This window comes from Neobacillus mesonae (assembly GCF_001636315.1).
GTDB classification, from domain to species: domain Bacteria; phylum Bacillota; class Bacilli; order Bacillales; family Cytobacillaceae; genus Neobacillus; species Neobacillus mesonae.
The window spans coordinates 3,449,734-3,463,394 of sequence record NZ_KV440949.1 but is presented as its reverse complement, the minus strand read 5'-3'; the positions used below and the strand labels follow the sequence as shown (position 1 = coordinate 3,463,394).

At 40.6% G+C, this 13,661-nt stretch carries 12 protein-coding genes and 1 riboswitch; of the genes, 2 read left to right on the top strand and 10 right to left on the bottom strand.

Translation table 11 applies throughout. The features are described 5' to 3' along the window. Positions 1-17: 17 nt before the first annotated feature. Positions 18-1,367, bottom strand: a complete 1,350-nt coding sequence (locus tag A6749_RS16160) for a Na+/H+ antiporter NhaC family protein (protein ID WP_066391635.1) — start codon at positions 1,365-1,367, stop codon at positions 18-20. Between the two features lie 35 nt (positions 1,368-1,402). Then, the gene (locus A6749_RS16155) at positions 1,403-2,167 is read right to left on the bottom strand and encodes an SDR family NAD(P)-dependent oxidoreductase (RefSeq protein WP_066391632.1); all 765 of its coding nucleotides are present in this window, start codon (positions 2,165-2,167) and stop codon (positions 1,403-1,405) included. A gap of 147 nt (positions 2,168-2,314) precedes the next feature. Further along, positions 2,315-2,412, bottom strand: a riboswitch (SAM riboswitch). Positions 2,413-2,617: 205 nt separating this feature from the next. Here A6749_RS16155 and A6749_RS16150 point away from each other — a divergent pair. Further along, a complete protein-coding gene (locus A6749_RS16150) occupies positions 2,618-2,803 on the top strand; it encodes a hypothetical protein (protein WP_066391630.1) in 186 nt (61 codons plus the stop codon). A 272-nt stretch (positions 2,804-3,075) separates the two neighbouring features. Here A6749_RS16150 and tuaH read toward each other — a convergent pair whose 3' ends face one another. Genes tuaH through A6749_RS16110 form a run of 8 tightly spaced genes read right to left on the bottom strand, consistent with a single transcriptional unit; the run spans position 3,076 to position 11,738 of the window. Continuing rightward, a complete protein-coding gene (gene tuaH / locus A6749_RS16145; protein WP_066391619.1) occupies positions 3,076-4,233 on the bottom strand; it encodes a teichuronic acid biosynthesis protein TuaH in 1,158 nt (385 codons plus the stop codon). A gap of 15 nt (positions 4,234-4,248) precedes the next feature. Next, a complete protein-coding gene (gene tuaG / locus A6749_RS16140) occupies positions 4,249-5,007 on the bottom strand; it encodes a teichuronic acid biosynthesis protein TuaG (protein WP_066391618.1) in 759 nt (252 codons plus the stop codon). Between the two features lie 14 nt (positions 5,008-5,021). Continuing rightward, a complete protein-coding gene (locus A6749_RS16135) occupies positions 5,022-5,708 on the bottom strand; it encodes a GumC domain-containing protein (protein ID WP_066391617.1) in 687 nt (228 codons plus the stop codon). Further along, the gene (tuaE, locus tag A6749_RS16130; protein WP_407937534.1) at positions 5,686-7,038 is read right to left on the bottom strand and encodes a teichuronic acid biosynthesis protein TuaE; all 1,353 of its coding nucleotides are present in this window, start codon (positions 7,036-7,038) and stop codon (positions 5,686-5,688) included. The genes A6749_RS16135 and tuaE overlap by 23 nt, the downstream gene beginning before the upstream one ends. 12 nt (positions 7,039-7,050) lie before the next feature. After that, the gene (gene tuaD / locus A6749_RS16125) at positions 7,051-8,394 is read right to left on the bottom strand and encodes a UDP-glucose 6-dehydrogenase TuaD (protein WP_280525591.1); all 1,344 of its coding nucleotides are present in this window, start codon (positions 8,392-8,394) and stop codon (positions 7,051-7,053) included. Between the two features lie 17 nt (positions 8,395-8,411). Next, positions 8,412-9,599 carry a teichuronic acid biosynthesis protein TuaC gene (tuaC, locus tag A6749_RS16120; RefSeq protein WP_066391612.1) on the bottom strand — a complete coding sequence of 396 codons (1,188 nt, stop codon included), beginning with the start codon at positions 9,597-9,599 and terminating at the stop codon, positions 8,412-8,414. Further along, a complete protein-coding gene (tuaB, locus tag A6749_RS16115) occupies positions 9,596-11,059 on the bottom strand; it encodes a teichuronic acid biosynthesis protein TuaB (protein WP_066391609.1) in 1,464 nt (487 codons plus the stop codon). Before tuaB ends, tuaC begins: the two co-directional genes overlap by 4 nt. A 19-nt stretch (positions 11,060-11,078) precedes the next feature. Beyond that, positions 11,079-11,738, bottom strand: a complete 660-nt coding sequence (locus A6749_RS16110) for a sugar transferase (RefSeq protein ID WP_066391606.1) — start codon at positions 11,736-11,738, stop codon at positions 11,079-11,081. Between the two features lie 234 nt (positions 11,739-11,972). Between A6749_RS16110 and A6749_RS16105 the strand changes: the two genes are divergently transcribed. Beyond that, a complete protein-coding gene (locus A6749_RS16105) occupies positions 11,973-13,646 on the top strand; it encodes a ribonuclease J (protein ID WP_066391597.1) in 1,674 nt (557 codons plus the stop codon). Positions 13,647-13,661: the final 15 nt, after the last annotated feature.

The following is a 13,661-nucleotide window of genomic DNA, read 5'->3' as shown; positions in this document are numbered from 1 at the left end:
TACTTCCTATTGTACACTCAAGACAGCTTTTTTTCTAAAGAAGAACCTTCTTTTGTCTTCGTACCTGCATCTGCCTTGCGATATTTTGGATAGCCAATTAGGATGGCCGCCACACCGCAAATCCCAAGCAAGATTGGATAGAAGGAATACGGAATAATGCTGACCGGAGAAATTGCGGCTAATCCTGATGCAACAAGGAACTGTCCGCCATATGGAACGATGCCCTGCCAGCAGCTTGAGAAAATATCCAGCAAGCTGGCGGATTTCCTCGGATCAATTTCATATTCATCGGCGATTTCTTTTGCCAATGGTCCTGCCATGACAATCGAAATCGTATTATTGGCGGTGGCGATGTCAGCAGCACTGACGAGACCGGCAATCCCGAACTCGGCTCCCTTTTTCGATTTAATCCTGCTTGAAATAAAGTGCAGCAGATAATCAATCCCGCCGTTATGCTTAATAATTTCCACAACGCCGCCAATCATTAACGCGACGATAGCCAAGTCTTCCATGCTGATCACCCCTTGAGCGACGGCCTGCAAAAACTCAGTAAAGGTATATGAACCGTAAGCCATGCCGATGATTCCAGCAAATATGGTCCCGCCAAGAAGAACAATTAACACGTTAACCCCTAAAAGCGCTGCTATCAAAACAGCTAAATAAGGAAGAACCTTAATAATTTCATATGGATGGTCGCCCGCAACACTTCCTTGTTCGCCTAAGGTGATGACCCCAAGGATAATCGCTGTTAAAATAGCACCCGGCAGTACAATGAAAAAGTTCGTCTTAAATTTATCCTTCATATTCGTATTCTGTGTTCTTACCGCAGCAATTGTAGTGTCCGAGATCATCGACAGATTGTCGCCAAACATGGCCCCGCCAATGACAGTAGCCATGGCTAAGGCCATCGGGATGCCTGTCTGCTGGGCGATCCCAATTCCAATCGGCGCTAAAGCAACAACCGTCCCCATGGATGTCCCCATAGAGGTCGAAATAAAACAGCCGATAATAAACAGCCCAACCATTAACAGGTTCTCCGGCAGCAAGGACAGTCCAAGATTAACTGTGGAGTCGACTGCACCCATTCCTTTTGCCACCCCAGCAAAAGCCCCTGCTAAAATAAACACAATACACATCAAAATAATATTGGGGTGCCCTGCCCCTTTACAAAAAATATCAATCTTAGTCGTTAACTTTTCTTTCCTATTCATCATTAGAGCAATGGCACCTGCAATAATGATCGCCACACTTAACGGCATTTTTGAAAAGTCCTTCGCGAAGACACCTGTACCGATAAATAACAACACAAAAATCAATAATGGCAATAATGCCAGCAGACTCCCCTGCTTTGTTTTATTGTTTGACATTTTTTCTAACCCCCTTGAATGCTTTTTAAAAAAATTTAGTTCATCGTCATTCCGCCTGTTACGTTAATACCCTGACCTGTCATATAATCGGAGTATTTTGATGCTAGGAAGACAACCACATTGGCAATGTCTGACGGTAACGCTGTTCTGCCTAATGGAACCTGTGAGAAGTCCTCCGCTTTAATCGCATCTGCCCCCAGTCCCCTTAACTCACCACCAATTACCCGTTCATTCCGTTTCATGTCGGTTTCCACAATTCCCGGGCAGACGGCATTAACATTAATCTGATCTTTTGCTAGTTCAATCGCCATCGTTTTGGTAAACCCTAGAACAGCATGCTTGGAGGCAACATAGCTGCCCATCAAGCGATAGCCATTTTTTCCTGCTTGAGAAGAAATGTTGATGATCTTTCCGCCTTGACCTTGTTGTTGTAAAACCCGCGCTACCGCTTGGCTGCATAAATAAACCCCTTTGGCATTAACCGCCATCACTCTATCCCAATCTTCTTCTTTAATATCCACAGCGTAACCCATCGAGGAAACCCCGGCATTGTTTACTAAAATATCTACTCTGCCAAAGTGCTCCACGACTTTATCTACCATTTCCTTCACTTGCTCACCGTTTGAGACATCTGTTTGAAGATACAATACTCGGTCAGTTGAGTTTTCCGTAATTACTTCCCTGTCAATGACAGCTACCTTTGCTTCACAATCCAGCAGGGCATCTACAATCGCTTTGCCAATTCCTTGCACGCCTCCCGTCACAATCGCTACCTTCCCGGTTAAATCCATACAATACATCGTTGCTGTCCATCCTTTCTAATGTTGCAGTAATCACATAAGCGTAGTTGGTTTAATAAATACAAAAAGCAAGCCAACCGGCCTATTATTCAATAAAAAAACCTCTTCCTAAAACAAGAAGAGGTTTTGACATATCGCAATCTGCTCTTCTTATCTTCAAGCCTTACGCTTCTGGAATTAGCACAGTACGAATGTCTGCTGCTGAGGTATCACAGGGCCAGTCCCTCCACCTCTCTGGATAAGAATCAAATATTAAGTTTTAAAAACTATCCTTACTTTAAGACTATTATCAGCTCTTGTCAACAATAATTTAGCTAAAACAAGGAATATTTTGAAAATTCCCAATTAAAATTCACCCTCCATCCTGCCTCATTTATTTTATGCCTGCATAAGACCGGCACTAAACAAATATGATAAGTAGAAAGAGTCCTAACTAAGGGGGTTGTCACAATGGTCATTTTTAATAAAATTGCGTTATGTTTTGTTATCTTATATTCCGCTTTCATCATCATAAATACTTATTTAGGAGAAACCGAACGGGTGCAATCCAACGTAATTTATTTTCTGATGAACGGCTTTGCCTATATTGTTTCGGCATTGGAAGTGGAAAAAGAAAAACATCTGATTGAAGCGTAAGGAGCTTGGATTTCCAAGCTCCTTTTCTTTACAAAATATTTACACCTAATTAATTATTTCTAAGCAAAATTTGGATAAACTTATAGTAACAGGAATTTGGTACATTAATATATAAGATTGGGGGATTTCCTTTATGTATCATGTTTTGAATTTTCTGTTTTTGTGGTTTATCGCTGCCTCCTTCATAAAAATATTTTATTGCTCCTTTGTCAAGCCAAAATCTAATTCAGAAAAATTCCACTAACTTTATCTCTCCAGAACAAAGTAAGAATCTAAATTAATCTAAACATCTCTGTAAATACTTCATTCCAGTTTTTCGACTTAGCTAATTTTTTCCGTTTACGTATACTTTCTTCCTGCCCCTTACAGCTTTCTAATTGTTCACAGGCGCCGATAAATTGATCAGCATCATCCGTGTCTAAATAAGTGTAGATTGAATCCTCTGCATATCGTTTCGTTGAGGGCAGGTTCATACCCACTACCGATTTACCCGCTGCCAAAAATTCAAATAACTTTAATGGAAAAACCGCCTGATTGTATTGGGATGATTTATAAGGCATGATGCCAATATCAATTAGATTCATATATTGGGGTACCTCGGAAGGAGAGACACTTCCTGTCCAGACCACATTTCTTTCACTTAATAAATGTTTAAACGCAGGATGATCATTCGTCCCATCAGGTCCAACAAATAAAAACAGCCATTCTCGTTTCTTACGGGCTGCTTCCTGTATCAGTTCAAAATCGAGTTTTGGTTTAATTCCCCCTATAAAACCTAAAACAGTTCCATGAAAACCGGCAGGAAGAATATTTTCCGTTTGAACTGAAGTGTTGGCAAATAGATCAAATTCAACACCATTTTCAAAGGTAAACACTTTTCCTGCCGTCCCCGCCTTTGCTTCTATTTTCGTTCTTAAATACTCGGATGTACAAAAAATGACATCTGCCCTCTGAATAATCCGATCTTCTGCTCCTGCTATTATATTCTCCCGAACAGCTGCGGGGATTGACCGCTTCCCATTCATTGGCGATGCCCATAAATCACTGCAGTCATAAATGACTTTATTCCAGTTTAAAAGTTCCGCAAGTAAAGGAAAACCAGGGAAGGTATACCATAATTGAAGTGTATACTTTTCCTGGAATTCCCTTAAATATAATAAGAATGGCGCCAATTTTTTCTTATAAAACCCATTAATATAACGTCCAAATCGAAACACTTTTTGTGGCAGCAAATCCTGGACAGTCCATTGGATAATCCCATTAGCCAATTTTGTACAAGTCTTTCCTTTTACCATTGGTGCAGGACAGAGCCAGATTACTTCTTTTGTATCAGGGTGGCGCTGCAAAAATTCAGCCAGACGGTGTCTTCGGTAGCGCAGCTGGTCCTGCTCCCATTCTCCTGTTGCAACGATGATATGAACATTTTTCATTTGAACGATCTCCTTTTAGATTCTCTTCATAACGGCATAAAAAGCATAATGAGAAAAACACCAGCATGCTTTGACCACATTTAGCTTTTCAAGCTTTCGATACACAAACCAGTTCATTTTTGCTGCTTTCCACTTGTTTTTGGAAATCGATGGGTTCCCGATACGGTACTCAGCCAAATTCTCATTTAACCCGTATGCCGGTATCCCTTTTTTTAAAATGGCAAGCCATGTCGCAAGGTCCTGTCTGGTTCGTATGTTAGGCATTTGAATCGGTCCTACCTTATAACGATCAATCATAACGGTTAAACAACCGATAATTGTGTTTTTTAACATATCATTATAAGAAATTTTGGATGGTGCAGCGACCTGCTTATTTAGCGGTTTCCCTTCATTTGTGACAAATTCATAACCAGTAAACGTAAAAGCATAATTGTTGGATAGCATGAAGCGCAGCTGTCTTTCTAATTTTTCCGGCTTCCAGCGATCATCGCTGTCAAGGAACGCAACAAATCTCCCCTTCGCATGCTTCAAAGCTTCGTTTCGGGCAACTGCAGCTCCGCTATTATGTTTCAAATATATAACTTGAATTCTTTCGTCTTCTTGTTCATAGCGCTTTAATATAGCCGGGGTATCGTCAGTAGAGCAATCATCTACAATCACCATTTCCCAATCTTGAAAGGTCTGCTTTCTGACCGATTCGATTGTCTCCACAATAGTCAAGCTGGCATTATACGAAGGAGTTATAATAGAGATCAATGGCTCCTGTGAACTCATAAGAAAACCTCCCATTATATTGACTGCTCTTTGAAAATCAAAGGAATGAAAATCCAAATAAAGCTCATCGCAACGCCCATTAATATCCCTAAAACCGCCCTTTCTTTTGAACCGAAAGCTCTATTTTCGGTGGCTGTCGTCTCTCTATCTGCTGGTTTTACAATTGCAGCCGATTTTAGATCAATTAAAGCCGTCCTTAATTCATATAAGAAGCGCTCCTGCTCTACCCTTACCTCTGGAACTACTTCTTTGTCATTCAGGTCCGTAATAGACTCCTGAATAATCTTCTTTTTTTGTTGGTAATGATCTTGGTCTAAAGCGATAAATGCGTTTGTAATCTCATTCAGTACCCTGACTGCATCTACTTTTGTATGATCGGTATAGGTAAGTTTCATCATGTTATCTGTTACTGCCCTTACCTGTAATTTAGTCGTTATTTCTTCCTGCTTCTCTTCCCACAGACTAGCTAAATGCGATTCATAAAAAGAGTCATTTGTTGTCAGCAATTCTGTGACATATTTCGGATTATTTAAATCTGGTAAACCATAGTTTCCTAAAGTTATAACTGCTTCCGCTGTATAACTTGAACTCTCTTTACCAGCCGGGAGAAGCCATCCGCACGCACCAAGCACAACTGTAAAAACGATTAATAATAGGGAATACTTCTTACTTCTTTCTTTAATCCTTTGCATCACAATCATTTGAAACCTTCTCCTTAGCAGCAAGTCCCTGCTCTCGCTTATTAGCACCAGCAAACACAGAAACTATAGAAATGACAAAACCTAAAAACACCCAATGAAAAAATAGGTTGCTGACAGAACTTGGGCTGATACTAGAGACCAGAAATCCAACCATCCCCAGCATGCCTGCTTCAAGTAACACGTTATGTTTCCGGCTGATTTTCCGTTGGTATAATTGATAGAGCCGGTAAAAAAGAACGGCATACATGGTCACGTAACCAAGCAAGACAAAGATTCCGTAATTCCCCATGATTTCAGCCAGCCAATTATGCACCTCTACTACCTGGTTGGTCGCATAGATGGACTCATTTTTTAAATAGAATGGGATATTCCCAGCCCCAACACCGAATCCAAACGATTCGACAAAAAAATAAATGGTGTTCTTTAGTAAATTGATTCTTGCTATATTCGAAGGCAGTACTTCATTGTTCAAATAAATATCCGATGCGTTAATTAAACCTACAATTTTTTCGGCAGCCTTTCCGCTAAAGACAAAAGCAGCAAGTATAAAGGCAGCTGTGCCGATTAAAGCCGTTATTTTCTTAAAAACTTTCGGCAGAAGAATATAAATATAAGCGATTAATCCGAATCCAACGCCAAGCAAACTGGCTCTTGATTCCGTCCAATAAATGGTCACTACACATAAAATAGCTAGCAGTAGACCGGATGTTTTCAACCATACTTGCCTGCTATTTTTGGTCAGCGATAAGTAAAAGAAAAACGAAATCGTTAGAAATGTTGCAAAATCATTTTGATTAAAAAATACGGCTGTTGGATAGGACCGTTTATATTCCGCTGCTCCGTATAGGTTAGAGGTTGGGAGCTGTATTTGAGTAAAATGATTCATCATGCCAATCATTAGTAGTATCACGGTCATAACTAGCCATATGCCATAATACCAAAACAAATGGGTCATTCGTGTAAATGTGAAAACAGCCAGAAAGACAAACGAAATGCCAAGCCCTAATAGAAATAAGGCCTTAATTCCTTCGATGATAGACTTTGCCCAAAGCAATGATATGGCTCCATATGATAGCCAAAATACTAGGAACAAAAGGACACCCTTAACATTTGTTCTATTCCAATATTGCTGGAGATTTTTCTCTCTCATAATATGGAAGATAAATAAAGCTGCCGCCGCCAATAGTACTACTCGATACAAGAACAGGTGAAAAAAACCTGCATTAATACTTAAAAGAGACTGGTTAAGAAAAGTGGACAAGACGAGTATGTACATGATGATCGGATAATACTTTTTACGTTCAATATTGCTTTTTCTTAAAACAGCTATCTGAAAAACCTCCTATATGGCCTTTGAAATAACTGCATCTTTTTGAATTGCAGGTCTGCCAACCGAAAGATAGGTAAATCCAAGTTCTTGCATCCTCTCTAACTTAAATAGATTCCTTCCATCCACAATTAGAGGCTGGTTCATCAATTGCTTTACTTTAGCTAAATCCAGATTCTTCACATCCTGCCAGTCTGTTAAAATCATACAAGCATCCGAACCTTTGATTGCTTCATACGCATTTTCCGTATAGGAGCACTGATAACCAATCTGTTTTTTAGTTTCAACGATAGCGATTGGATCATAAGCTTTTACAATAGCTCCTTGCTCTGCTAAATACGGAATAATATCTAATGCCGGTGAAGATCTGATATCATTGGTATTTGGTTTAAAGGCTAAGCCGAGAACACTTATCGTTTTTCCTTTTAACTCCCCTAAGCTGTTTACTAATTTTTCAACTAAATGTACTCGCTGCTTTTCATTTGTTTCAATGACTGCTTTGATTAATTTAAAGTCGTAGCCGCAATCCTCGGCAATATGCAGAAGGGCTGCGGTGTCTTTTGGAAAACATGAGCCGCCAAAGCCAACACCCGCTTGTAAAAATTTATTGCCAATCCGGCTGTCCAACCCAACCCCGGCGGATACTTTGGTTACGTCTGCACCCACACGTTCACAAATATTGGCAATATCATTGATAAAGGAAATTTTCGTTGCCAAAAAGGCATTTGCCGCATATTTAATGATTTCTGCTGTTTCTAAGGACGCCTTTACAATGTTGGAAGTAAAGGGCTGATGCAATTCTGCAATGATTTGAAACGCCTTTTCGCTTGTAGCACCAATAACGGCACGTTCCATATTCAGCGTATCCTTAATAGCCGATCCCTCTCGTAAAAATTCAGGATTGGAAACAACATCAAAAGGATGTTGATCCTTCGAATACTTTCGAATTACCTTTTCTACTAATCTGCCAGTTCCGACCGGCACGGTACTTTTTGTAACAATCACCTTGTAACCATTTAAATTTTCAGCAATCGTTTTAGCTACTTGTTTCACATACGTTAAGTCCGCTTCCCCTGTGGAGTTCATCGGGGTACCGACGGCAATATATACCACTTCAGCATCTAGAATCGCTTGCGGAACATTAGCCGAAAAGTGAAGGGTCCCGCTTCTTACATTTTTATGAACAAGCTCTTTTAGTCCTGGCTCATATATCGGTATTATGCCTTGTGAAAGATTATTAATTTTAACTTGATCAATATCGCAGCATGTCACATCGTTTCCCGCATCCGCAAAACATGTACCTGAAACGAGACCTACATATCCGGTTCCAATGACGGTTATTTTTTTCAAGATGACCAATCCTTTCTTTATTTGATTTATTCCGTTGTAGTTTCTAGTGTTCTGCTATACTCTTTTTTAAGTAAAAGGGCATTATGGTCAATATGATAATGTGCTTGAATACGCTCAAAGAGTTCTTCCCGGATGGATGTTGTGTACAGATTTCCGTAAAGTACATCGTTTATCCGCTCCACTAAATCTGCAACAGATTCCTTTTCAATTAACAGGTGACGATACTCGCCAAATAGGTCTGGTACACCGCCGACCGCCGTACAGATCACCGGAATTTTCGCAGCAAGCGCCTCAATCACAACAGTCGGCATTCCTTCCGTATAAGACGGAAGTGCTAAGACATCGCTGGCTAACATGTAATCTTTTACACGATGATTTTCTACTTGTCCCGTTAGGAAAAGCCTGCGGTTAAAATCGGGGTGCTGCCTTAGTTTTCCATTCGCCGGTCCATCTCCCACAAACAGAACAGCAATTTCATCTGACAACCCCTCAAGTGCCTGCGCCAGTTCAAATACACCCTTTGCCTTTGTCAGCCTGCCTACAAAGACCACCAACCTTTTATTCTCTGGCAGCTGAAGTCTTTTTCTTAGCTCCCCTTTAGATTCTTCAACTTGTTGAAAAACTGACAAATCCACTCCTATAGGGAGTACCACGCTTTCTCTGCCTGTTAATTCCTTCGCCTTCGTTTTCAAGCTATCACCTACAGCCAATACGTGATTTGCTTTAGTGACAGATTGTTGAAATGCTTTTTTAGCACTTGCACTAAAATAAGGATAAATATTAACATCACTGCCATGTAACGTGAGGATCCACGGCCGTTTGATTTGTTCAGCAACAATCCTGGCCGCCCCTCCAGACGGCATCGCAAAATGGGCATGAATGATGTCAGGCTCTATCCCATAATCAGACATCGTCTCCAATACTGTAGTCGCAATGCGCTGATCCGGCTGTGCCCACCTAAGCTGGCCAGGTAGAGCCAAGTAAGACGGTCGAAAAACGGTAACCCCATTTCGCCTGTACATATTGGGGATTCCATGATGGACACGATATTGTTTTTTCACAAATTCAAGTAGTTTTGGATTACGCGGAACAGGGCAGATCACCGTAACTTCAATTCCTAAGCGCGTTAACGCTTGAACCTGTGTTTCATGAAAAACACCGGCCCCGGGCTGTTTGTCACTGGGATATACACTTGTTATCCATAAAACCTTCATATTGAATGCCCTCTTGTTTGTTTTTTTACAATCCTTAAGAAAATTTGTGGATATGCCTTTACCAAAAGTAAAATATAGACCGCAGCACTGATGCTGACCGACATCACCAATGGCCATATACTTGCCTGTGAAAAATAGATGCTCGAAATCTCTTTGATGCCATAAGCAATAATCGTAATGAGCAACGATAATTGGAATGGAACTGAAATGGTCTTTAAATAGCCGCAAAAAGGCAGCTGAATCAGCCAGTTTAATAACCATCTGCCAATCAAGAAATTGACAACACTCACCAAGACATACGACCAAGCCACCACTTCCAAATTATTGGTCGTTACAGCTAAACTTAAAGCAGCACTATAAAGAATCAGGACACCCGTATCCCAATAAAATGCAATATTTGCTTTTCCTTTTGCCAGAATAACCGAACCATTCGGATTCATTAAAACCCTTAAGATGCCTACAACAGCCATGATTTGCAAAATAGGCACTGCCTCCAGCCACTTTTGTCCAAAAATGTTCAGGATGAAAACATTGGATATCGCGGTCAAGCCCATTAAAATAGGAAATGAAACGAGACTTAAAAGCTTTGTCATGTGCAAGAAACCTTCACTTAAAGCAGTATGACTTTGCTTATTTTTTGAAAAAACCGGAAATGCCACCCTTGTGATGATCGGATTGATTTTTAACACCGGAATCGTCACAATTTGGTAGGCAAGATTATAAATCCCCAGTGCTTCAGCCCCCATAAACCGGCCAATCAAAATAACATCGATATTTGATGCGAACCGATTCACTAACCGGGAAGCTAATTGGTAAGCTCCAAACGCCATATATTCCTTGCATTCACGTAAATCAAAGACGAATTGTGGACGCCATTTTTGTTGATAACTGATAAAATACAGAATGCCTTTTAAGGAATTCAGGACCACTTGGGATATGACATAGGCATAAATCGGGCTGATCATAAATATTAGAATGGCCAGTGTGATGAAGGAAACCAATGTTGATACCGCTTCAATCACACCAAGTTGGTTAAACCGTAATTCTTTTTGCAATATATATTGGTACTGCTGACCAATTGGTGCGATGATAAACATAACAGCCAGCAGGCGTATGAGTTCAACCAGCTCATTTCGATGAAAATACGCGGCAAGAAGCGGGCTCAAGAACGATAATAGAAAGAACATCACCGCTCCAACTGCCATATTCAGCCAAAACAGCGTTGATAATACACGTTCCGAAACCTTTTCTTTTTGAACAACAGCTGACCCCAAACCGAGGTCTAGCACAATTTGAGCAAACACTACGATGGTCGTAATCATTCCTACTAACCCAAATTCAGTAATGCTCATTTGTTTCCCAAGTAAAATAAATTGCACGATTTGCATAGCTGTAATCAGCAGCGTCGAAATACTAGTCCACTTTATTCCCTTATGTAATTGACTTGTGATGACTGACATATGTATTCCCCGCCTTTAATTAACGTGCTCCTTCTCCCGTCACAATCACTTTAAAAGTTTTTATTATGATTTTTAGCTCTAGTGAGAAGGTTAGATTTTGAATATATTCCAGGTCATATTGAAGCTTTTCTCTTGGCGTCATTTCATATCCGCCGTTTACTTGAGCAAGGCCCGTAATTCCTGGTTTTACAAGCAGCCGATTCTTAAAACCTTTGATTTCTTTATTAAATTTTTCCGTAAACATTGGCCTTTCGGGTCTTGGTCCAATGATTGACATATCTCCCTTTAGAACAGAGAGCAATTGCGGCAATTCATCAATCCGTGTTTTTCTGATAAAAGCTCCTACATTTGTAATTCGCGGATCATTTTTCTCAGCCCACTTTGCCCCTTCTTTTTCCGCATCCATTCTCATGGATCTTAATTTTATTAACTTAAAACATTTTCCGTTCTTACCCATCCGCTCTTGAATATAAAATGGCGAGCCTGGTGTTTCCATTACAATAAGAATGGCAAATAACACAACGATTGGCAGGGTAATAATAATACCAACAGCTGCCAGTAAAAGATCATAGGCTCTTTTTACATAAAGATAATGCTCCACATCCTTAGATAATTTGAAATTAGAGGCTGGAATGGTTGGATACTTCTGGTAGATATTGTAGCTTCTTTCAGTACTCACAGCTTTACCACCTCAAAAGATAGAGAATTACCGATCCATAGGTAAAGTATAGATACACTTCATGAAGCTACTGTTGAGAATGAGTGAAGAGTTGGTAAATAATTTTGAATATTTGTTAACTCTTTTAAGAGCTTGTAAAGTTTTTTACAAAATATAGGTAAATTGTAGTGTGGAAATAAATACAACTTGAATGGGGATAATAACGGTATCTGATTTATTGGGAGGACAAAGAAATTGCGTACGAATGAAAATACCCTGTCCATTTTTGCCTTAGGCGGCATTAACGAAATCGGAAAGAATATGTATGTCATTCAATATGCCGACGATATCATCATCATCGACTGCGGCGGCATGTTTCCTGATGAGAGTTTGTTAGGAATCGATTTGATTATCCCGGATATTACTTATTTGGAGGAAAATAGAGAAAAAATTCGCGCCTTAATTGTCACACACGGGCATGAAGACCATATCGGCGGCATTCCTTATTTTTTGAAAAAATTAAATGTACCCATTTATGCCACCCGCTTCACACTAGGGTTGATTGAATTAAAATTAGATGAACACCGGCTGACCCGAGACACTAAATTGGTCACTATTGATTCCGAATCCAAGCTTGAGTTTGGCAAGATTGGTGTTTCATTTTTTAAGGTGAGCCACAGTATTCCGGATTGCCTTGGGATTGTGTTCCATACACCGGAAGGAAATATCGTTCATACCGGTGACTTTAAGTTCGATTTAACCCCAGAGAATAATCAATACTCGGATATTCATAAAATGGCACAAATCGGCAGCAACGGTGTTCTTGCCTTGATTTCTGAAAGCACCAATGCTGAGCGTAAAGGGCTGACTCCATCTGAGCAGATGGTTGGAAATCATTTAGAGGAAGCGTTTATCCATGCACAAGGGAAAATTTTCGTCTCTACCTTTGCTTCTAATGTGAACCGTGTTCAGCAAATAGTCGCGGCCTGTATTAGGACAAATCGAAAGCTGGCTTTGCTTGGCCGGAGCATGGTTAACGTGGTTTCTGTCGCGATTGAACGCGGTTACCTAGATGTTCCTGAGGGAATGCTGATAGATGCCCGAGATGTGGATAAGCTTCCTTCCGAGAAGGTCGCCATTCTTTGTACCGGCAGTCAAGGTGAACCAATGGCCGCTCTTGGACGGCTCGCCAGCGGAAACTATCGGGATGTTGCTGTGTATCCTGGAGATACGGTTATTTTAGCCGCATCCCCTATCCCTGGGAATGAAAGGGATGTATCCCGGATCATCGATAATTTATTTCAGCTTGGGGCCAGAGTGATTTATGGCTCGGGCAGTTCCACCGGAATGCATGTTTCCGGACATGGCTATCAGGAGGATTTGAAGCTGATGCTTACATTGATGAAGCCAACCTATTTTATTCCGATTCACGGCGAGTTTCGGATGCTCCATCACCACCGGTTATTGGCTGAATCTATTGGTGTGGAAAAAGGACATACGTTTATTATTAACAACGGTGATGTGGTGGATATTAAGGACGGTATGGCCCGGCAGACCCGGTCGGTCCCTTCTGGAAATACATATGTTGACGGAATAGGGATTGGCGACGTCGGCGAAATTGTGCTCCGCGACCGCAAGCAGCTTTCAGAGGATGGGATGATGGTGATTGTCGTTACGTTAAGTAAGGAAGACGGAAAAATTATTCAGGGACCTGATACGATTACACGCGGCTTCGTGTATGTTAAGGATTCCGAGGATCTACTAAAAGAGGTCAACCGCCTCGTCAAAAAAACCGTCAACGACATGCAAGAAGAAAACATCCGCCAATGGAACATCATCAAACAAAACATAAAAAAATCCATCGGCCAATACCTATTCACCAAAACCAAACGAAAACCAATGATTCTGCCAATCATTATTGAAATTTGATCGAGATTTCAAGGG